This is a genomic window from Corynebacterium macclintockiae, assembly GCF_027570165.1.
Taxonomy (GTDB): domain Bacteria; phylum Actinomycetota; class Actinomycetes; order Mycobacteriales; family Mycobacteriaceae; genus Corynebacterium; species Corynebacterium macclintockiae.
In genome coordinates this window covers 97,850-118,654 of the sequence record NZ_JAKMUV010000006.1, presented here as the reverse complement: position 1 = coordinate 118,654, position 20,805 = coordinate 97,850, and the positions used below count along the sequence as shown (strand labels likewise).

Here is a 20,805-nt window from a genome sequence, read left to right as displayed (position 1 = left end):
CCCCTAGCACCGGATTTGGAAACTAAAGGCAGCGTTGTGTAGCCTGTCATGAGTACGTCAGAGCTACTCTTTTGTTCTGCCGTTCGGCATGGAGGATTCGACTAGCGGCCTATGTCACACGCCTGGAACGCGTGCGGGAGTCACATCCCTCAGGGGTTCAAATCCCCTATCCTCCGCCACATCTCACATAGTGAGGCACCGGCGCTCGGTGACCGCAACGCGGTCCCCGACGCCGGTTTTGTTTTTCTACTGCTTACCCTGGTGAACCTGCCTAGCCCCTGGTTTCTCCAATCCCGCCACTGCACGATCCGCCGTGCCCTAGGTTGAAAGGCATGACTGCTACCAGCCCATCCAGCACCGGCGCGTCCAGCACTTCCAGCACCGACCCGTCCAGCACCAACCCACTCGTCACCACGGAATACTCCGAGTCCATCCCCGGCCTCGTCCACGTCCGCCTGAACCGCCCCCGCAAGCTGAACTCGCTGACGATCGACCTGCTCCAGCAGCTCATCTCCACCGCGCACACGCTCCGCCGCGACCGCTCCGTCCGCGTGGTCATCCTCTCTGGCGCGGAAGGCAACTTCTCCGCGGGCCTCGACTTCGCGGATACGCTGAAAAGCCCGCCGCGCATGCTTTCGCATTTCATCCCACGTCCCCTGCGCGGCACCAACACGTTCCAGGAGGCGCCGTGGACGTGGCGTCGCCTCCCCTTCCCGGTGATCGCCGCGGTGGAGGGCTACTGCTTCGGCGGTGGCGTGCAGATCGCTCTGGGTGCGGACTTTAGGTTTACTGGTACTGACGCCCACTGGTCAGTGCTGGAAGCGAAATGGGGCCTCGTGCCGGACATGTCGGGGATCATGTCCCTGAAGCAGCTGCTGCCGATCGACGAGGTGAAGCGGCTGGCCATGACCGGGGAGATCTTCTCCGGGGAACGCGCCGCGGAGCTAGGCCTGGCCAAGGCTGTGGAGGATCCACTGGCCGCAGCGGAGGAGCTGGCACAGCAGATCATTGAGCGCTCTCCCGATTCGGTGGCGTTGGCTAAGAAGCTGGTGGACGAGACGTGGGAGTCCGGCGCGCGTCGCACCTTCGCCCGCGAGCGCCTGCGCCAGGCTCGTCTGCTGGTGAGCAAAAACGCAGAGATCGCACGCAAGGCCGCGCAGAAGAAGATCCCGCCGAAGTTCCGCCCGCGCGCGGTGCGCTAGCGCGCTGAACCTCCGCAGGGCGCGGGCGTTTCCGCACGTCGGCCACGCTGTGTATCGACTTGCCGCGCCCTAGTCCTCAGCGTTTTCCGCGGGGCGCCAGGTCACGGGCTCGCGGGGAAGTAGTTCGGGCCGGAACGTCCGCAAAAGCGCGGCGGGCGTGATACCCCCGGCGCCCGCCGCGTCCGCCGCTCCAGCCGCCCCGGCCACTCCCGCCGCCTCCGCCGCCGACACGTCCACCGCCTCACCGAGCGAGTCCGCGATCCACCGCAGCATCCCCTGCGCCCCGCCCGGGAAGTCCCGCAGCGTGACGGCCCCGTCCCGCTTCGCCAGGCGCTTGCCGTCCGGCCCCAACACCAGTGGAACGTGCACATACTCCACCGGAGGCAACCCCAGCAGGTGCGCCAGATACGCCTGCCTCGGCGCGGAACTCAGCAGGTCATCCCCGCGCACGACCTGCCCCACCCCGGCCAGCGCATCGTCAACAACCACGGCCAGGTTGTAGGCGTAGTCCCGGTTCACCTGCCCGCCCGCATCAGCTCCGCCTGCCGACGCGCCCGCGCCTGCCCCCGCATCTCCACTGTCCGGCGCGCCCGCGCCCACGTCGGCTCCCGCGCCCACGCCGGCCCCCGCGCCCTTCGGCGCGTTCCCGCCGCGCCGCAGCACCATGTCATCCACCGCCCCGCGGTACACCCCGCCGCCCACGGCGAACCGCTCGCGCACTTCCCACTCGTCCACGCCCGCGCGCAGCCGCAGCGCCGGCACTCGCCCCCGCGCCGCTAACTCCGCGCGCTTGGCCGCCCGCTCCGATTCCCCCAGTTCGCGGCACGTTCCCGGGTACGCTCCCGGCGCGGCGTGCGGCGCGCGGACCGCTTCGGCGATGTCCTTCCGCGAGCAGTAGCACTCGTACACGAGCCCCCTCGCGCGCAGTGCCTCTAGCGCTTTTTCGTACTCTGACCAGCACTCTTGTTGACGCCACAGCCTCCCCTCGTACCCAATCCCCATAGTGGCAAGGTCCCGTAGTTGCTGTTTTGCACTTTCTTCCGACGAGCGCTGAGCATCAATATCGTCGATTCGCATCCGGAACTCACGCCCCTCGTACTTGGCGAACAACCACGCCAGCACGGCGGTCCGAAAATTCCCCAGATGCAGATCTCCCGAGGGGCTGGGCGCGTACCGCCCCGCCCCTCGCTGTCCCCCACTCGCAACCTCAGCCAACTCCCCCGCCTGCGCTGCTTGCGCCTCCGCCGCCTGCGCTGCCTGCGCTACCTGCACTGCCTCCGCTCGCATCATGCCGTCGCCTCCTGTTTCCACTTTCTCTGGCAAGGCTACCCGCGGATCTGCGATACTTTGAAGCCAAGGGGACAAGCTCAACGTGTGGGGGAAATGTGAATTCGTTGGCGTGGGGGCGTCATGAAGAAAAGACAACAACAACGCTGCTCATCGAGGCGAAAGAGCTTCCGGAAAGCGCGCGGCGTGGGCTGGCACGCGGGCGGAAGCACCACAAGATTGCGCCGGGGATCTACGCCGAGCGCGCGCATTGGGACGAGCTGCCGCGTGCCGAGAAGGTGCGATTGAACGCGATCGCACATGGTCTGAGCTGTGCAAACGGCGTGCTGTGCGGGCGCTCTGCGGCGCTGCTGCACGGGCTGCCGATCGCGGGACGGGCGGAACCGAACGCCGAGATCGGGTACTACCCGCCGGGTGGTAGCAACGTGACACGCCACCTCCGAATAGCGCGGCCGTTGCATGCAAAAGCTACGCAACGTCTAGAAATGCTACAAGTAGTAACCGCGAATGGGCTGCGTGAAGTGCGGCTCACCTGCATTACTGACACAATCATCGACCTCGCCCGTTGGCACAGCGTGGCGGATGCTGTCGTGGCCGCGGAATTCGCCGCACGGGCCAGTGCCGACGGCGTGGGGATTTCGGAATTTATTACGGCTCTGCTCGCTGATGCAGGCAAACTGCGGAAACTCCGGGGTATCTCAAAGGTGAGGGACGCATTGCGACTGATCAACGGTGCATCCGAGAGCCCGCGGGAATCTGAGCTAAAAGTGAAACTGTGGGAGGCCGGACTGCCTGCGCCTCTCCAGCAGGTGGAGTTACACTACGAGGGCTACTTCGCAGGTCGCGTGGACTTTTTCTATTCCTGCGGACTGGTGATCGAATATGACGGACAGGGTAAGTACCAACCCGGTTCCACGAAACTCGACGATGGCCAACTGAGCGGCGCTGGTGTTGGCGCAGGCGGCGTGATCAACGAGGAAGTCTTCGCCGCGCGGCAGATCCTCAGTGAACGCGAGCGCGAGCGGAAACTGCAGAACCTAGGGCTGCGCATTTACCGAGTAGATCGCAATAACTTCCGCGATGGAAGCGCCGTGGCGGACATCTGCAGGATTCATAAGCAAATGACGCAGCATGGCCTCGAATTCCCCACCACCAACTACCGGGGAGGTGTGCCGGCGTGGGAGTAGCAGCTCCTGGCTGGAGGTAATTGCTTTCCTAAGGAAGAAGAATGGTGTCGGCGCGGGAATAAGTTCGCCGGTAGGGCGTGCATCGAGTCGGCACGGAAGACGCCAAATCCGGCGGAGCGATTCTAAGCCCGTTTAAGCGATTTTCTCCGCGCCGAAAGGGGCGAGAATGCGCCGATCAGTCAGACGAGCCGACGCCGTTCTGCAGGTTTTCCGACGCTTGGACGGCCAAATGTCCCAAATTCCACGTCTTAAAATATAACCATTCTGTTTGTGCAGGTCAGAGCGTTGAATTCTTTCGCTTCATATCTGCTACTTTCAATAACTCGAAGATTTGGGACATTCGCGTTTTAGCCCGCCCCGAGGTTCGGCAGCTGTGGGGCTGGTGGGACTAGAGAGACAGATGGGGTGGGCTGGAGGGAGGGGTAAACGCTCAGTCAATAGGCCCGGACGGAAGATGGGACCAGTGGGACTGATGTGGCGGCACGGGGGCCGGGCAAGCGGGAATGGGGAGGAATGCAGGCGGGAAATCGACCACACGGGAAGGGGAATCAGCCGCGCGGAAGGGGAATCGGCGGCGTGGAAGGGGGCGCCGACGGAAGCGGAGGATAAAATAGGGCGCCATGGCCGACAATCAGGGAAACACCAGCGCAGGTACAGGCGCACGCACTGCAGACCTATCCTTCGAGGTCCGCACCCGGCTGCGCGATAGCGACCGCGCAGTCGCCGGAGCGGGCGCAAGTGCTGACACAGGCGCGGGAGCAAGCGCGGGCGGGCATGCCAATTCCGGCGGAAACGCGGGCCTTAACGGAAACGCTGGCGCGCTGGGGCGTACGGGCGTCATAAAGACTCCGCATGGGAACATCCACACCCCAGCGTTCATCCCGGTAGCGACAAAAGCAACGGTCAAGACCCTCACGCCCGAGCAGGTGCGGTCGACGGGCGCGCAGGCGATGCTGTCCAACGCGTACCACCTGTACCTCCAGCCGGGCCCGGACATCGTGGACGAGGGCGGCGGGCTCGCGGAGTTCGAGAACTGGCACGGGCCGACGTACACGGACTCCGGCGGCTTCCAAGTCATGAGCCTCGGCGTGGGCTACAAGAAAGTCCTGGCCATGGACACAAAAGGCCGCAGCGAGTCGGACATCATCCAGCAGCAGAAGAAGCGCATGGCTGTGGTGGACGAGGACGGCGTGGATTTCCGCAGTGTCATCGACGGCAGCAAGCACCGCTTCACGCCGGAGGTGTCGATGCAGATCCAGCACCAGCTGGGCGCGGACATTATGTTCGCGTTCGACGAACTCACCACGCTGGTGAATACCCGCCCCTACCAGGAACAATCCGTCGCGCGCACGCACCGCTGGGCCCGCCGTTGCCTGGCGGAGCACCAGCGCCTGACGGATCTGCGCCCGCACCGTCCGCTGCAGTCGCTGTGGGGTGTGGTGCAGGGCGCGCAGTACGAGGACCTTCGCAGGCAGGCAGCCCGCGGGCTGGTGCAGCTGTCCGACGAGGCCGAGGCGCAGGGCAACCGCGGTTTCGGCGGCTTCGGCATCGGCGGCGCGCTGGAGAAGGAGAACCTCGGCACGATCGTCCGCTGGGTCGCCGAGGAGCTGCCGGAGGATAAGCCCCGCCACCTGCTCGGCATCTCGGAGCCGGATGACCTGTTCACGGCGATCGAGGCCGGCGCGGACACGTTCGATTGCGTCGCGCCGACTCGCCTGGGCCGCCGCGGTGGCGTGTACACGCTGGACGGTCGCCTGAATCTTATGGGCGCGCGGTTTAAGAGGGATTTTTCTCCTATTGACGCCGCAGTAGGCGGTTACGTCTCGGAGAATTATTCGCGCGCTTACATTCACCACTTGTTGAAGGCGAAGGAATATCTGGCCGGGACGTTGTGTACGCTGCACAATCTGCATTTCATGGTGGGGTTGGTGGACCGGATTCGCGAGTCCATGGAGCAGGGGCGTTTCTACGAGTTCCGGGATGAGTTCATGGCGCGCTACTACGGCCCGACGTGGCGGGAGCGCCTGGGCTCACGCTAGCGCGGGCAGGCCGGATGGTCGGCGGGGCAGGCGCGGGCATGCATGCCGCGCGCCCGCTCGCTAACGCACGCGCTCCAGTGCACGCCCGTTCGCTAGCGCGGGCAGGCCGGGCGCCCGGCGTTGTCGAAGCGCTGGATCTCCCCGGAGCGGAAGTCGCGCTCCAGCTGCGAGCCTTCAATGTCGAAGGTCGGCAGCACGCGGTCCAGCCACTTCGGCATGTACCAGGTGGCCTTGCCGAGCAGCATCATCATGGCGGGGATGAAGGTCATGCGCACGAGGAAGGCGTCGAACAGCACGGCGGCGCCCAGCGCGAAGCCGAAGATCTGCACGAACGGCAGTGGCTGGAAGATGAAGCTGGCGAACACGCCGATCATGATCAGCGCCGCCACGGTAACGACCTTCGCACCCATGCCAAAGCCGAAGATCACCGAGTCTTCGACGGGCGTGTACTTCGAGGTCCGCGCAGCCTCAGCGGATTCATGCTTGAAGCGTTCCCGCATGCGCGACACGATGAACACTTGGTAGTCCATCGCCAGCCCGAATGTCACGCCGATGAGGAAGATCGGCATGAAGCTGATCAGCGGCCCCGGCGAGCTCCACAGCCCGCCCCAGCCTTCCTGCCAGACCAGCACGGTCAGGCCAAAGGCACCGCCGACGGACAGCAGGAATCCGAGTGCCGCCATGATCGGCACGGTGATGCTGCGGAAGATCATCAGCAGCAGCACCAGCGCCAGCCCCACGACCAACGCAAGGTAGATCGGCATAGCCTTCGACAGCTGGCTGGTGACGTCCTGCTGGATGGGGATCAGTCCGGTGATGCCCATGTCCACGCCGGTTTCCTTCTCGATCACGCTCTGCTGGCTGCGCAGCGCGTGGATCAGCGAGGCGGTGCCTTCGTCCGTCGGCCCACCCTGGGGTGTGATCAGCAGCTGCGCCACGTACCCATCGTCGCTCTGGCCGATGAGCTGCGCATGCTTGACATGAATGTTGCTGCCCAGGTTCTCCATTGTGTAAATAAATGACGCCTGCGCCGCGGCCTTAGCCCGGTCGCCAGCTCCTTGGCCAGCCTCCGCGGCCTGCATGTCCGCCTGACCCTTAATGTACGTCGCCAGCGCGGGCGAATCCGGATCCGCATTCTTGCCGTTGACGATCACGAGGAACGGGGCGTTGCGCCCCGGGCCGAAGCCCGCCTCCGTCATCTCGGCGGCCTTGCGCTGGGTGGAGTCCACGTTCGCCGTCTTGTCATTCGGCAGCGACAGTTGCAGGTTCAGCGCCGGCAGAGTCAGCGCTGCCAGCACCAGCATCACCACAGCGATCGAAATCCCTGGGAAGCGGTACACCAAGCTAATCCACCGGCTCGCCAGGCCGCGCTTCCGCGCACCGTCGTCCACGCGCTGGCGCTCCCCGTGAGTGTTCTCGCCGTCAACGCGCACCGCGCGCCTGCGACCCGCCGGACCGCCCGTGAAATACCCGTGCGCCGAATCCTCCCCCACGAGGGCGGAGGCGTACTGCTGCCCGAAATTGGCGTCCTTACGAAAGACCCGCGAGCCACACGCCCCCAGCAGCGCGGGCAAGAACGTCAACGCCACAGCCACCGCGACCACCACACTGATCGCCGCGAAGAGGCCCATGTACGACAGGAACGGAATGTTCGCCAGGCGCAGCCCCAGCAGCGCAACCGTCACCGTCAGGCCCGCGAACACCACCGCCGAACCCGCAGTGCCCGAGGCCAGGCCGATCGCATCCGGGCGCGACCTGCCCTGCCGCAGCTCGTCGCGGTAGCGCGACATGATGAACAGCGCATAGTCGATGCCGACAGCCAGGCCGATCATCAGCCCCAGCGTCGGGGTGATGGAGTTCAGCGGCAGCAGCGCCGTCGCGCCCACCGTCACCAGCGCGCCAATTCCCACGCCCACAATCGCGGTGGCCAGCGGCAGCCCCGCCGCCAGCAGCGAACCGAACGTAAACGCCAGGATGATCAGCGCCACGACCACGCCCGCAATCTCAGAGATCGGCTCGACCTTAATCGGGTCGCCGAAGCCGGGGCCGCCGACTTCCACCTCCATACCTGCGTCGCGCGAGATCTGGATCGCGTCGTACACCGCCTGCCGGTCCTCGTCGGTCACGTCGGCGGGCAGTGGCACGTCGTAGCTGAAGGTCGTCGTGCCGTAGCGCCCGTCCGCGGAGTACATCCGCAGATTCTCCGCGTCAGACTTCGCCGTGGCTTCGGGCATGCCCTGCTTCGTCATCTGCTCGACCAGCAGTTTGCCCAGCTTGTCGTTGAGCTCTACGGGGTTGCCGAACTGCGGCCCTTCTTTGAAGTCGGGGACGTTCTTTCTTAATGACGCCACCGTCTCATCCATCGCCGCCATCAGCTCTGGGTCTTCGAGCTTCTTCCCCTCGGGGGCTGCGAAGACGATGTTGACGTCGGTGGATTCGGCGGGGTTTTTGGTGCCAGGGAAGTTCTCTTGCAGCATTTCCGTGGCGTGCGTGGAGGGGACGTTCTTGATTTCGAAGACGTCGTTGAAGCCCTTTTGGAACCCCAGGGCGGCGGCTGCGATGCCGACGAACAGCAGTAGCCAGGCGGCAATCACCCGCTTCTTGTGCAGGTAGGACCATCGTCCGAGGTTAAACAGGATTTTCGCCACTGGTTGACCTTCCGCCGGCTGGTGCGTTCGCTTGTGTCTGCTTTTACGTTTGCTTGCGCTTGCTTCTAGTTTGCTCGCACTCGCTTGCGTTTCCGTTTGCTTGCGCTTGCTTCTAGTTTGCTCGCACTCGCTTGCGCACGCACTTACGCGCGCTCGCGCTTGCTTTCGTGGAACTTCTGCACAGTGGGTATTTCCCAGCTTCGCAAATAGTTCTCGAAATATACATCCTACAATAACTAAAACTGCAGGTGGAATGTTACAGGAGTTGCGCGTGTTGCCAGAGTTTCCCGCCCCGCCCGCGCCTCCAGTCTCCTCGTTCACAATCGCCACCCCACACCAACCCCACACCCCGCCACACCCCCACGACCCATGCCACACGCCACACGCCCACCACACCCCCACGCCACACACCCACCACACCCCTCCCACAACCATTCACTCAAGCCATTCCGAACCTTCACCCCCACCTACAGAGGCCAGTCACGCGGGCCAATGTCCCAAATCTTCGAGTTATTGAAAGTAGCGGATCCGCAGCAGAAAATCGCGAGCCTCTGACCTGCGCAAACAGAATAGTTATATTCTAAGACGTGGAATTTGGGACAATCCCCTCCCCGCAAGCCCCCGAAAGGCCTGCTTTTGGGCAATTCCCGAATAAGAGGCTCAATTTCGCACCCCTACTTCAGGTATCCCCTACCCCTGTTTAGGCCGTCTATGAGCCTTACAGAGCCTCGACCTTGCGGCCACCCCAACCGAAAAAGTGTGCGAACTTACGCTTGCGAACAGAATCAGCACATCTTCAGAGGAGCAATGTCCCAAATCTTCGAGTTATTGAAAGTAGCGGGTCTACAGCAAAAAATCGGGAGCCTCTGACCTGCACAAACAGAATAGTTATATTCTAAGACGTGGAATTTGGGACATCCCCCTCTGTCCGGTCGCGCCCAGCCAGGCCCCATCCCCGCCCATTCCCACTCCACCAAACCCCATCCCCGCCCATTCCCACTCGGCCACACCCATTGCGCGCCCCGCCACGACCCGAACCTACCCAGGCGCACCCCACTGTGTACCCCGGAGCCCCGCTGCACACGCAAAACCGCGCGCCGCCCCGGGATCCCATCCCGGACACAGCACGCGGTAAAAAATTTTGGCGGTGGCGGAGGGATTTGAACCCTCGGTTGCTTTTACACAACACTCGCTTTCGAGGCGAGTACCTTCGGCCGCTCGGACACGCCACCATAGTCGGCGATTGCAGACTCGTATTAGGTTAACACCCCCACTTTTTCGCACCAAAACCCCACCCTGCGCCCCGTGCATGCGAAAGCCCGCCGCGAACTTTTACCAGTTCGCAGCGGGCTTGCAATTCAGCACATCAGCGCGCCGAACACATCAGCGCGGAAAGCTCCAGCGTTGAAGCCTCAATGCCGACAGTCTCGGAGGACTTACTTGTCGCCCTCGCCGAAGACCTTGTCCATGCCCTTGTTCAGGCCGTCCTTGGCCTTGTCAGCCTTGTCGCCATCCAGCTTGCCGTCGATGAACTTGTCGGCACCGTCCTGGATCTTGTCGCGGTGCTCGCCAGCCATTTCCTTTGCCTTGTTCAGGTCCATTGGTCTCTCCTTGGTATCGGTGTAGTAGCTAACTTTGTTGTAATTTGTGCGCCCCAGCCGCAGCATTCGTACGACCAGGACGCTCCATTCCCAACGTAGGTTCGTTTCCGCCACCTCGCCACCGCCGCGCCCACTTCTACGCCGTCAGCCGCCTTTTCCGATTACAAATGCACTGTTCAGCGCCAGTCATTAAATTTCTGTAAAAGTTTTTTTGACGCCCCACTCCAGCTAGCACAAACCCCGGCGCAAGCCTTAGCGCACCTCTAGCTCGAATCCTGCGCATCCGCTACCGCAGGCGGGCGAAGAACTGCCGCAGCAGTTCTTCGCATTCCCCCGCCAGCACACCTCCGCGGACGTCCGCCCAATGCAGCGGAGATTCCCGCGGCACGTCCCAGACGCTGCCGCAGGCGCCGGTGCGGGGCTCATAGGCTCCGAAAATGATACTGCCGATCCGCGCCCCGACCAGTGCCCCCGCGCACATGGCGCAGGGTTCCAGGGTGATCACCAGCGTGCAGTTCTCCAGCCGCCACGCGTCCCCGAGCTCCCGCACGGCTTCCCGGATGGCGAGGATCTCCGCGTGCGCAGTGGGGTCGCTGTCGGCTTCGCGCCGGTTGACTCCCCGCCCGAGTTCCCGGCCGTCCGGGCCGAAAACCACAGCTCCGACGGGCACGTCACCGGCGGGAGTCTCCACTGCGATGTCCAAGGCTCGGCGCATCAGCGCTTCCGCGCGCACGTCCCCCGCGGCCCGCGGCAATCCCTCGCCCACGCGCACCTGAGCCTCAGCCTCGCCGCACAGCTCAGCCTCACCGCGCAACTCAGCCGCGCCAGCCCCACCGCGCGCGCCCGGCGCGCACACCTTGTCCCCACGCTCGCGCCGCTCCTGCGACTTCCGCCCCACCGGCTAAAACTCCAGCTCCATGCCAACCAAGTCCGCCAGTTCGTCGGCGAAGCCCAGCTCGTCCGCCACGCGCAGAACCTGCTCCGCGCCGTACAGATCATCGTCGTAGAAGATGATGGACATGATCTGCTCGCTGGCGCCAAGATCCTCCAGCAGGTCGAAGTCGCCCTCGGGCCAGGGATCGTCGGAGGCGTCCGCCTCGTCCTCCGAAGGCGCATCAATATCGAGAGTGTCCAGCGCCTCGCTGGCAATGTCGTAGTCCAAGGCGGCGGTGGCGTCACTAAGAAGAATCCGCACACCCCCCGGCACCGGACGGAGCACAACGGACCAGTCGTCGTCAACGCAGAGCAGGCCGACGACGGGGCCTTCCGCGCGCGAGGCCCGCAGCTCCGCGATCAGGTCGGACAGGCTCTCGGTGGCGCGGGCGGGGAGTTCGCGCAGGTTCCACTGGCCGTCGGCGCGGATGGCGGACACGGCGAAGGTCAGGTCGCTGTCGGTGCTCATGTCCACCAACGCTAGTCGGCTTTGTGGAACACTGGGTAGCGTGAGCCACGAAATTTCTTCCGATTACCGCCTGAGCCCCCTCCCCGAGGATCGCCGTCCGCTGTGCATCCTGGGGCTGGGTCTGATCGGCGGGTCGCTGATGCGCGACGCGCAGGCCGCCGGCTGGCCGGTGTTCGGCTGGAATCGTTCGGAGAAAACCGTCACCCGCGCGCGCCGCGATGGCTACGACGTCTCGGGCGATCTCGAGGCCACGCTGCGCCGCGCCGAGGAAGCCGATGCGCTGCTGATCCTTGGGGTGCCGATGCCCGCACTGTCTTCTCTTCTGGACGCCATATCCCAGCACGCACCGACCTGCGGCTTCACGGACGTGACCAGTGTGAAGCAGGAGGTGCACGACCTCGTGGAGGCGAAGGGCATGTCCGATCGCTTCGTGGGTGGGCATCCGATGGCTGGCACTGCGAACTCGGGCTGGCAGGCGACGATGCACGGGCTGTTCAAGGGCGCGGTGTGGGTCGTGACGTACGACAACGCGCGGGAGCTCGCGGGGGCTGGCGACGGTAGCGCAGAGGGTGACAGCGGGGCAGGCGCGGGCGTCGCAGGCAGCGTGGCAGGCGCGGACGGCGTGGCAGGCGCGGGCGGCGCCGACGCGGTGAACAAACGCTGGCTGGACACGTGGGTGCGTGTGGTCGGGCTGGCTGAGGAAGTCGGCGCGGCGGTCATCCCCGCCATCGCGCACCGGCACGACAACGCCGTCGGGCGCGTGAGCCACCTGCCGCACATCCTGGCCGAGGCGCTGGCAGTTGCGGGCGATTACGGCGGGCCGCTAGCACTGAGCCTGGCTGCCTCGAGTTTCCGCGACGGCACCCGCGTGGCGGGCACCGACCCGGACCTGGTCCGCGCGATGGTGGAAAACAACCGCCCCGCGGTCCTGGACGCCCTCGATCAGACCATTGAGCTACTGCAGGCCGCGCGGGAGGATATCGCCCACCCGGATCGTTCCCTGAAGACCCTGGCCGAGGAAGGCAACGCCGCCCGCGGCCGCTTCGAGGCCCGCGCCGGCCGCAACAAAGGGGACGCCTCCAACCGGCCGATTATCCGCGTCCGGCCGGGGGCTCCGGGCTGGGTGGATCAGCTCCGCTCGGCGGAGTCCATGGGCGCGCAAATCGGCATCTTCTAGCGGGCGCTAGCATGGCGCGTCACTGCGCGCCCGCTATGCCCGCCCCGCGCTAGCACTCCTCCTCCGCCTTCGCCGCCGGAGCCCCTTCCAGCAGTTCAGGCAGCTTCTTCCCCAGCGCATCCACGCCATCCCACGCAGTTGGTTCCAACCCATCGTTTGGAATCACCATAATCGCAACGGGGGTCATTTCCCCGTCCGCGCCCGGCACCAGCCCAAGCTGCCGGTAGATGAAACGCCCGTCCGGCTCCGGCCCCCAGCCGCCCTTAAACTGCGCGCCCTTGATCTTCGCCAGCCCGTACTTGTGCTCCGGGATGATGTGCCCCATGCGTGTCAGCACCTTGTCCGAGCCATTCATGCACCGGAACCCGTCCATGAATTTCACCTGATCCGTCAGCTTCCACTTGATCGCGCCGAACCCGATGTAGGCCCCGTCTTCGAACTGCTTCGCCGCGTTCGTCGGGTCGCCTACGCGCCGCATGTAATCGCGCACTTTGTAGGCAGCGGTACGGTCCGCGCCGTCGCCGACATACATCCAAAGCCGAAACGCGGCGTCATTATCCGAGTAGTGAATCGCCGCGTCCATGTCTGCTTCCATCGCGGTGCGCGGGGCGGGCTGGCCGTGAGCTTCCGCATGACGCAGCTTCTCCTCGACCGCGCCGGAGATCGGCACCTTGATCGTCGACCAGGCGCCTTCCTCGTTGAGCTTGCCCGCGTGCAGAGGCCCATTCTCCCCCAGGATCGCCACCCCGACCTGCACATTGTTCTTCTTCGAGACCTCCGCCGCCAGCTTGTCCAGCTTCGCCTGCTGTTCCTCGTCGGTCGGCGGGGCCGCGTCCGCGCCGTCGCCGTCGCCGCCGTTGTCACTGAGGGGCGTTGCGGCTTGTTGGGTCTGTTCGCCCTGTTCCTTCTGGACGCCACCCTCTCCCCCGCCCAGCCCCATCACCAAACCGACCGTGATGGCGAGGACGGCGGCTCCCACCGCGACCATCGCGGCAATCCCGCCCTGCCCGCCGGCCTGCGCGCCAGCCCTTCTGGCCTGCCCCTCAAAAGGAGGGCGCGAAGCACCCTCTGGGCGCTCGTTGTTCGCCATTTTCCCTCCTTGACCAGGTCTTTCCTTCTTCTCGCACGCATCCCGCGCACGACTCCGCTACACAGCTCCCGCCGTGCGGCTTCACCGCTGGCCGACGTTTCACCGCCGCGCAGCTTCACCACTATGCAACATCGTCGCCGCTCGGAGCTTCGCAGCTGAGAACAACAGGCGTTAAGTCTAGTAAGGAAACCCCGCGCTCGCGCTTCATTCACTCCGCTCTGGCGATTTTCTTACCCTGCGATTATCCTCCCGCTGACATTATCCGTACCCTCCCGCTGGCAACCCCTGACCTCAGCTTGGCGGTTCCCCTGACCGCCAGTTGGCAGCTCCCATACCCTCTGGTTGGCGATGGTCTCAGCACCCTCTGCAGTTTCCCGCCCCAATGTCCCAAATCTTCGAGTTATTGAAAGTAGCGGATCCGCAGCAGAAAATCGCGAGCCTCTGACCTGCACAAACAGAATAGTTATATTCTAAGAGCTGGAATTTGGGACAATCCCCTCCCCGCCAAGCCCCCGAAAGGCCTGCTTTTGGGCAATTCCCGAATAAGAGGCTCAATTTCGCACCCCTACTTCAGGTATCCCCCGCCCCTGTTTAGGCCGTCTATGAGCCTTACAGAGCCTCGACCTTGCGGCCGCGTCGGCTGAAAAAGTGTACAAACTTACGCTCGCGAACCGCATCGGCACATCTTCAAAGGGGCATTGTCCCAAATCTTCGAGTTATTGAAAGTAGCGGATCCGCAGCAGAAAATCGCGAGGCTCTGACCTGCACAAACAGAATAGTTATATTCTAAGACGTGGAATTTGGGACAACGTCCTCCGAAACTGTCCGCATTTGTGGCTCCGGGGGACGTCAGGCGCCGGTCAGTGCCCGGTCAGACGCGGACCGGCGCCCGGCCACGTGGGGTTTCAGCCACGGACCGGGGCGGGACAACGTCAGGGGCAGGCAGCGCAGCCGGGGCGGGACAACGTCAGGGGCAGGCGGCACAGCCGGGGTGCCGGTCAGGCCCCCGGCGCAGCCCAGGCGCGGGTCAGACCCCCAGCGCAGCCGGGGTACGGTCAGGCGCGGCGGCGGGCGACCCAGCCCAACGCGATCGCCAGCACCAGCCCGGCCGCAGCCACCGCGAGGTACCGCCCGACGTAATCGGCGCTGGTCTGCGGAGTTTTCGGCGGGGCGGGAGTGGTGTCCGCTGTCAGTACGCTCGACGTGTCACGTCCGCTGGTGATGTCCTGGATCCAGGACTTGGCGTCCGAAAGGGTGGTGATGGCCGCAGTCGGCGATGGCAGGTCCGGGTCTCCGTTGGCCGTGCCCGCGGTGGCGAGGCCCGCGAGCTTGCCGCCGACGAAGAACGGTGCGCCCGAGTCGCCGCCCTGCATTGCGGCGCGCGTGAGGGACTCTGCCTCGAGGATGCCGCCGACGATCTTTGGCATGACGCCACCCGCCCCATCCGCGGCAACCTCACCGCCGCCCATGGCAATGTCGGCGGGGACGGACTCCACGCCGTCGGGGCTGGGAGCTTCAGCGCCGGGGGCGGGGGATCCGGGCTCCGGCATGGAGCCGTCGCCGCGGAGGATCTGCGGCGCACCCGCGCCACCGCCAGCGCCTTCACCACCGCCCGGCCCCTCAACGTGCGGCGCACCCGCGCCACCGCCAGCACCCGGCCCAGCGAGAATCTCCCGCACTCGCATCCGCGCCACAGGCAGCTGCCCCTTGCGCGCCATCAGCGAGCTGCTACTCCAGCCGTAAAGATTCCCCTCGTCGCCCTGGGCGGGCATACTATCGGCCAGCTTCGCCGGCTCGACCCCCTCGACGGGTCGGGTGAGGTGCAAGAGGCCGGCGTCCATAACAGGCGACAGGGACCACGAATCAGCGTCGTACACAGTGCCCGCGATGCGCGCCTGCGTGCCCTCGTTGGAGACGGACTCCAGGCAATGACGCGCGGTCAGGACCCACTGCGGCGCGACGAGCGTGCCCGTGCAGTCCCCGAAGTTGCCCACACGGCCAATCCGCAGCGAGGCGACAGTCCGCGATTCCGCGTTGTCGGGCGCGTGCTCGCCGTACTCCATGGCGCTGGCCGGGGCGACGCACGCGCCGCTCAGGGCTGCTACAGCCGCGACGGCTGCTGCTCGAGAGGCTAGTTTCTTCATGTTCGTCCTCATGCTCGTTCTCCCGCGATCAGTCGGACAGTCTGCGCGACGCATCGTTCCGCCGGCCCCTGCCCTGCAAACAACTTCTTCGCCGGCCCGCTGGCCAGCTTCTTCCACACCCACGCGAACACCAGGAACGCCGCGATAAACGCTGCCGCCCACAGGTCGGAGTGCAGGGACACGTGCGTCTGCCACCACAGGGCGGTCAGCACGTGCAGGATGTACACCGTCAGCGCCATGGAACCCAGCGCGACCAGCGGATTCCCCGCGCGCACGTGGCGCCCGACGATCATGCACAGGTGCAGCACGATGGCGGCGACGGCGATGGAAAGCACGATCTCGCCCAGCACGCCCGTGTGCCCGGTCGCGCGCGCCCACCCGGGCAGATCGGTCTGGAATCGCAGGTAGAAGCCTGCTGCTGCGGCGAGGCACGCGATTGCGGTTGTTAACTTTTGGACGCCACCAGCCCCAGCGCCGTCCTTCCCCACGTACACGTCGAAGAGAATCATCCCGGCCAGGATGTACGCGACCCACGCGAGGTGTGGGTACGGAAGCGGAAGTTCCAGCGGGGCATAGCGCCACGTGGCGGCGGCTGTGGCGATCAGCAGAAGCGCGGCCTTTGCGGCCGTCGGCAGTGGAGGTACCCAGGCGGTGGCGAGCATCGTCGCGCCGAGGACGACCAGCACGACCTGGATTTCCCCGCCGGCGGGCAGGAGTGCCAGGCCGATGAGGGTGATGATCGCGCCGCGGGCTGCAAGCTTCGCGATGGTCTGCGTTGGGGTGGCTTGCGGCTTGCGCGCGTTTGCGCCCGTGCCGGTTTGTGCCTGCGCTTCGACCTGTGCCTGCGCTTCGGCGCGGCGGGTGGCGTTGTTCCAGATGAGCATCATGGTCACGCCCGCGATCACCGCGAACAGTGCGGCCGGAAGCCCGGACAGGATCACCTTCGCCTGCCACAGCGGGTGTCCCAGGTGCAGGTAGATCATCCCGAGGATTGCCAATCCGCGGGCGATATCTAGCCCGAGGATGCGCGGGCGCTTGTCCCCGCGGTCAGCGTCACAGCTTTCTCTGCGGTCTGCGCTACGGGCTGCGTCGTGGCTTTCCCCGCGGTCAGCGTTTGCCGATCCGTCGGCGGCTGTTGCAGCGCTGTTGCTGGCGCCGTTACCAGCGGTTTCGTCTCCGCGTGCTTTCGCGGAGCTCTTAGAAGTAGGTGTTCTAACCACCCGGCTGTCTCCTTTTTCAGTTCTCAAATATCGAAGCAATCCGCATCGCGTCGGCAAGCGCACATTTGTCGTGCTGTCGCACAGTTCACGTACCAGCGCACAGTTCGCGTGCTCGCGCACACCGTCCGCGCACCAGCGCACAACCGGCGCGCCAACGCTCTTAAACGGAATCATTGTCTTTTCTAGCCCCCGAACATTGAATCCCCCTGCTCCGAAATTGTGAGCAGCCTGTAAGTTCCTTTTAAGTTTCCCCCGCCCTGGCATCGACGAGTCTGAAACCCCACTTCGCGGCGACATTTCGCGCCACAATGGCACCTTCTCGACAGGACGATGTCCCAAATCTTCGAGTTATTGAAAGTAGCGGGTCTGCAGCAAAAAATCGCGAGCCTCTGACCTGCGCAAACAGAATAGTTATATTCTAAGACGTGGAATTTGGGACATTCCCCTCCTCGCCCGGCTATCGAATCGCCCGATTGCCCGCGTCTCCCGAGTAAGAGGAGTAAGAGATAGCAGTTCCCACCCTCGGCAGGTCGTGCCCACTCCTCGGCGGGGTCGTGCCCACTCCTTGGCAGGTGGTGCTCGCCCCCTCGCCAACGCAAAGCCACGGGGGGACAAACACAAAGCTCCGCACCAACGCAAGAACCCCCGCGACCGGTGGGAATCCGCTGGTCACGGGGGAAATTTGTGCGCCCGGAGGGATTCGAACCCCCAACCTTCTGATCCGTAGTCAGATGCTCTATCCGTTGAGCTACGGGCGCATCATCGCCACCACAATGGGTTTGCGATTAGTTCTGCAAGGTTACCCCTGCAACGCAGGTTTACTTTACACACCACGGGCGCAAAACAACAAATCCCTTCCTCACCTGCGGAGATGAAACCACAGATCCCGCGGAAACGGGGCGGTGCGTCACGGGCACAACGGGAATCACAACGAAAATCACAACGGGAAAGACAACGGGAAATCACCACGAGCGCGGGGATGAGGCGCAAACGCGGCGCGCGCGACGCGCGCCGGAAGGCTCAGCAGCCGAAGTGTGCGGGTGTGCGGAGGCGATCGCTCCGCGACCGCCGCTGTAACCGCACACCAACTGCGGCGCGCACGCTACCGCATGCGCGCGGCAGTCGGGAAGACGCGCGCCGTGCTGACGCTCCGCGTGCGCACCCGCGCACGCTCTGCAAACCCCAACCAACACAAACCCCCGCAACCAGCGCAAAACCGCCGGTCACGGGGGAAAATCGTGCGCCCGGAGGGATTCGAACCCCCAACCTTCTGATCCGTAGTCAGATGCTCTATCCGTTGAGCTACGGGCGCTTGGGAACTTCGACAAAGCGCTTCACGCCGGCACAATCCCAGCGGACCACCACAGGCGCACCACACGCCCCACAACACTGTCCGCAGCTGTTAGCCCCGGAACCTCACCACAAGTAACCGGGCAGCTTTTGTGGGCAGCTCTGGCGTTCCACGCTCTGTCGAAGTTGCGGAGGCGACAGGATTTGAACCTGCGGTCCCCTAAGGGACAACTCCTTAGCAGGGAGCCCCATTCGGCCGCTCTGGCACGCCTCCGGATGTCGTATCACGGCATACCAATTCAGGTATCCACAATCTCGACCGAACTTAGCCTACACAACCTGCCCATCTTCCCCAAATTCCCACCCGCCCCTCCGCCCACACCTTCTGGCCACGACCCCACCTGCGCCTGCCACGCTTCCCGCCCACTCCCCGAAGCCCTGTCCCCGGCGCCCACTACACTGTGCAGTATGATTCGCCCCGATCTTTCCTCCCTCCCCGCATACGTCCCCGGCTCCACCCAGCCGGGCGCGCTGAAGTTGGCTTCCAACGAGTCTTCGCTGTCGCCGTTACCTTCTGTTAGTGCTGTTATTAATGACGCCACCTCGAACCTCAACCGCTACCCGGACATGGCTTCGGGCGCGTTGCGTGGGAAGATCGCGCAGTGGTTGGGCGTGGACCTCGACAATGTCGCGGTGGGCAACGGCAGTTCCGCCCTGTGCCAGCAGTTGGTGCAGGCCACATGCAAGGACGGCGACGAGGTTGTGTACGCCTGGCGGTCGTTCGAGGCATATCCGATCCTGTGCAAGATCGCCGGTGCGGTTGGGGTGGGTGTGCCGCTGAAGAGGGGGCGTCATGACCTCAAGGCAATGAGCGACGCAATCGGCGAGCGTACGCGCCTGGTTTTTGTGTGCAACCCGAATAATCCGACGGGCACGACGGTGAGCCGCGACGAGTTCCGCGAGTTTATGGGGCGCGCGCCCGCGGATGTGACGGTCGTGCTGGATGAGGCATATGTGGAGTACAACCGGGATGCGGAGTCTCCGGTGGCGTTGGAGGAGCTGCAGCGCTATCCGAACCTGGCGGTGTGCCGGACGTTCTCGAAGGCGTACGGGCTGGCAGGGCTGCGGCTGGGGTACCTGGTCGGGCCGGCGGAGCTGGTGGAGGCCGTGAATAAGGTGGGGATTCCTTTCGGCGTGAACGCGCTGGCGCAGGCGGCGGGGATCGCGAGCATGGAGGCGCAGAGCGAGCTGGCCGCGCGCGTGGACGCGACGGTGGCGGAACGCGAGCGGGTGGAGGCGTACCTGGCGGGGGTTGCTCCGGCTGGGGCTGGCAGTGCCGGCGCGGCGGGCGAGGCTGCGGACGGCGTGGAGAGCACCGAGCCGTTGACGTATCCCTCGCAGGCGAACTTTGTGTGGCTGAACGCGGGCGAGCGCGCGGAGGCGCTGGATGAGGCTCTGAAGCGCGAGGGTGTGATCGCGCGGTGTTTCGCGGGCGAGGGCGTGCGCGTGACGGTGACGACGGCGGAGGAGACGGATGTGCTGCTCCGCGCGCTGGATCGTGCGCTGCCTGCCGCTGGGCTGGTTAACTCCACGCAGGCCGACTAGAGCCGTGCATCCGGAGGATCCGACGCGCATCCCCGCCGTGGTGGAGCGTCTGCGCACGGCGTGGGAGGCTCAGCCTTCGGTGCCGTTTGCGCAGTTGTGGGCTCAGTTGGAGTCGGTGGGCGTGGGCTTCAACGCCACCGACACGGAGCTGGTGGAGGCGTGCGATGAGTTGTTGCGCCGTCACCCTTATTTTTTCGCCCCGGTTCTGCCGGGGGCGCTTTCTGGCGTGCCTAGTGACGCCCCTTCGGCCTCCCCTGCCCCGCGCACCGTCGTGGTGGAGACGGCCGATCCGGGGCCGGTGGCGACGCTTTCCGTGGAGCCGGGGGAGCCGCTGGGGTGGGCAGTTGTGCGTGGTCGGCGTGCGGGGGTTCAGCCGGTGGTGTGGCGTTTTCGGGCGGTGCGGGCCTGCCGGGCGGGGGCTCCTTTGGTGGTAGAGGACGCGGAGGGGTTTGTGCATCGCCTGGGCGTGGTGGAGCGCCTGACGGCTGCGGGGTTTGCGGTGGCACCGGGAAAGAATGCGGCTGCACTGGAGGGAGTGCGCCGCGCGGAGTTGGGGGATCGAGTGTTTGTGGTGCGTTTTGAGGATGATTCGTGGGCGTTGGTGGGGCACGCTTTGTGGTGGTTTCGGGTGGGGCGCCGCGCGGTTGATGCGCGGAGGTTGAAGTGGGTGGAGTGTGTGTCTGGAATGCCAGGAGCCCCGCTCCTGGTGCGTACACCGGGAGCGGGGCTCGAGGAGTTGCCGCTGGTCGCGGAGGTTTTCCGCGCCAGCTAGTCGGGGGAGCTAGCTCTGACGGGCTAACGGCGGTCCTGGGAAACGGCTCATTCCTAAAGTCCACCTCTCGACCATGGGTACACGGAACCCGGTAGTGTCCCCCGCCACCCTCGCCTCAGAGAGCCTCAACAAACCCTAGGG

General features: G+C 65.0%; 14 protein-coding genes and 5 tRNA genes. 7 read left to right on the top strand and 12 right to left on the bottom strand.

Annotation, left to right across the window (positions count from 1 at the left end):
- Positions 1-90: 90 nt before the first annotated feature.
- Positions 91-179, top strand: a tRNA-Ser gene (locus L8U58_RS06690).
- Positions 180-332: 153 nt separating this feature from the next.
- The gene (locus L8U58_RS06685; RefSeq protein ID WP_269954977.1) at positions 333-1,202 is read left to right on the top strand and encodes a crotonase/enoyl-CoA hydratase family protein; all 870 of its coding nucleotides are present in this window, start codon (positions 333-335) and stop codon (positions 1,200-1,202) included.
- A 69-nt stretch (positions 1,203-1,271) separates the two neighbouring features.
- On the opposite strand, the gene L8U58_RS06680 is transcribed toward L8U58_RS06685, so the two are convergent.
- Positions 1,272-2,513, bottom strand: coding sequence for a glutamyl-Q tRNA(Asp) synthetase (locus L8U58_RS06680; RefSeq protein ID WP_269954976.1), 1,242 nt, complete (start codon positions 2,511-2,513; stop codon positions 1,272-1,274).
- A gap of 74 nt (positions 2,514-2,587) precedes the next feature.
- Here L8U58_RS06680 and L8U58_RS06675 point away from each other — a divergent pair, with 74 nt between their 5' ends.
- Positions 2,588-3,676: a hypothetical protein gene (locus L8U58_RS06675; protein WP_269954975.1), complete on the top strand. Its 1,089-nt coding sequence runs from the start codon at positions 2,588-2,590 to the stop codon at positions 3,674-3,676.
- Between the two features lie 620 nt (positions 3,677-4,296).
- Complete coding sequence (tgt, locus tag L8U58_RS06670; protein ID WP_269954974.1) at positions 4,297-5,715, top strand: tRNA guanosine(34) transglycosylase Tgt; 1,419 nt, start codon at positions 4,297-4,299, stop codon at positions 5,713-5,715.
- A 92-nt stretch (positions 5,716-5,807) separates the two neighbouring features.
- Here the strand turns inward: tgt and L8U58_RS06665 are convergent, their stop codons facing one another.
- The 5 genes from L8U58_RS06665 to L8U58_RS06645 form a co-directional block, all read right to left on the bottom strand.
- Complete coding sequence (locus L8U58_RS06665) at positions 5,808-8,363, bottom strand: MMPL family transporter (protein ID WP_269954973.1); 2,556 nt, start codon at positions 8,361-8,363, stop codon at positions 5,808-5,810.
- A 1,142-nt stretch (positions 8,364-9,505) separates the two neighbouring features.
- A tRNA-Ser gene (locus tag L8U58_RS06660) sits at positions 9,506-9,595 on the bottom strand.
- 204 nt (positions 9,596-9,799) lie between these two features.
- On the bottom strand, positions 9,800-9,964 hold the full coding sequence (locus L8U58_RS06655; RefSeq protein WP_192816268.1) for a hypothetical protein: 165 nt from the start codon (positions 9,962-9,964) through the stop codon (positions 9,800-9,802).
- Between the two features lie 286 nt (positions 9,965-10,250).
- Entirely contained in the window at positions 10,251-10,679 is a 429-nt protein-coding gene (locus L8U58_RS06650; RefSeq protein WP_269954981.1) for a nucleoside deaminase, read from the bottom strand.
- A 186-nt stretch (positions 10,680-10,865) separates the two neighbouring features.
- Positions 10,866-11,366: a tRNA adenosine deaminase-associated protein gene (locus L8U58_RS06645; RefSeq protein WP_051879623.1), complete on the bottom strand. Its 501-nt coding sequence runs from the start codon at positions 11,364-11,366 to the stop codon at positions 10,866-10,868.
- Positions 11,367-11,406: 40 nt separating this feature from the next.
- Between L8U58_RS06645 and L8U58_RS06640 the strand changes: the two genes are divergently transcribed.
- Positions 11,407-12,543 carry a prephenate dehydrogenase gene (locus tag L8U58_RS06640; RefSeq protein WP_269954972.1) on the top strand — a complete coding sequence of 379 codons (1,137 nt, stop codon included), beginning with the start codon at positions 11,407-11,409 and terminating at the stop codon, positions 12,541-12,543.
- A 49-nt stretch (positions 12,544-12,592) separates the two neighbouring features.
- On the opposite strand, the gene L8U58_RS06635 is transcribed toward L8U58_RS06640, so the two are convergent.
- From L8U58_RS06635 to L8U58_RS06610, 6 genes are all read right to left on the bottom strand, one after another.
- A complete protein-coding gene (locus tag L8U58_RS06635; RefSeq protein ID WP_269954971.1) occupies positions 12,593-13,633 on the bottom strand; it encodes a hypothetical protein in 1,041 nt (346 codons plus the stop codon).
- A gap of 1,055 nt (positions 13,634-14,688) precedes the next feature.
- Positions 14,689-15,777: a trypsin-like serine protease gene (locus L8U58_RS06630; RefSeq protein WP_269954970.1), complete on the bottom strand. Its 1,089-nt coding sequence runs from the start codon at positions 15,775-15,777 to the stop codon at positions 14,689-14,691.
- An 8-nt stretch (positions 15,778-15,785) separates the two neighbouring features.
- Positions 15,786-16,997, bottom strand: coding sequence for a DUF418 domain-containing protein (locus L8U58_RS06625; protein ID WP_269954969.1), 1,212 nt, complete (start codon positions 16,995-16,997; stop codon positions 15,786-15,788).
- A gap of 685 nt (positions 16,998-17,682) precedes the next feature.
- Positions 17,683-17,755, bottom strand: a tRNA-Arg gene (locus L8U58_RS06620).
- 481 nt (positions 17,756-18,236) lie between these two features.
- A tRNA-Arg gene (locus L8U58_RS06615) sits at positions 18,237-18,309 on the bottom strand.
- A gap of 167 nt (positions 18,310-18,476) precedes the next feature.
- A tRNA-Ser gene (locus tag L8U58_RS06610) sits at positions 18,477-18,561 on the bottom strand.
- Between the two features lie 194 nt (positions 18,562-18,755).
- Between L8U58_RS06610 and L8U58_RS06605 the strand changes: the two genes are divergently transcribed.
- Both L8U58_RS06605 and L8U58_RS06600 read left to right on the top strand, forming a co-directional pair.
- Positions 18,756-19,892: a pyridoxal phosphate-dependent aminotransferase gene (locus tag L8U58_RS06605; protein WP_269954968.1), complete on the top strand. Its 1,137-nt coding sequence runs from the start codon at positions 18,756-18,758 to the stop codon at positions 19,890-19,892.
- A 4-nt stretch (positions 19,893-19,896) separates the two neighbouring features.
- On the top strand, positions 19,897-20,664 hold the full coding sequence (locus L8U58_RS06600) for a hypothetical protein (RefSeq protein WP_269954967.1): 768 nt from the start codon (positions 19,897-19,899) through the stop codon (positions 20,662-20,664).
- Positions 20,665-20,805 lie beyond the last annotated feature (141 nt).

What these genes read in the sequence shown, in the direction of transcription:
- L8U58_RS06645 (WP_051879623.1), bottom strand. Translation starts at nt 11,366, where the DNA reads ATGAGCACCGACAGCGACCTGACCTTCGCCGTGTCCGCCATCCGCGCC.
- L8U58_RS06650 (WP_269954981.1), bottom strand. Translation starts at nt 10,679, where the DNA reads ATGCGCCGAGCCTTGGACATCGCAGTGGAGACTCCCGCCGGTGACGTG.
- tgt (WP_269954974.1), top strand. Translation starts at nt 4,297, where the DNA reads ATGGCCGACAATCAGGGAAACACCAGCGCAGGTACAGGCGCACGCACT.
- L8U58_RS06635 (WP_269954971.1), bottom strand. Translation starts at nt 13,633, where the DNA reads ATGGCGAACAACGAGCGCCCAGAGGGTGCTTCGCGCCCTCCTTTTGAG.
- L8U58_RS06685 (WP_269954977.1), top strand. Translation starts at nt 333, where the DNA reads ATGACTGCTACCAGCCCATCCAGCACCGGCGCGTCCAGCACTTCCAGC.
- L8U58_RS06655 (WP_192816268.1), bottom strand. Translation starts at nt 9,964, where the DNA reads ATGGACCTGAACAAGGCAAAGGAAATGGCTGGCGAGCACCGCGACAAG.
- L8U58_RS06605 (WP_269954968.1), top strand. Translation starts at nt 18,756, where the DNA reads ATGATTCGCCCCGATCTTTCCTCCCTCCCCGCATACGTCCCCGGCTCC.
- L8U58_RS06630 (WP_269954970.1), bottom strand. Translation starts at nt 15,777, where the DNA reads ATGAAGAAACTAGCCTCTCGAGCAGCAGCCGTCGCGGCTGTAGCAGCC.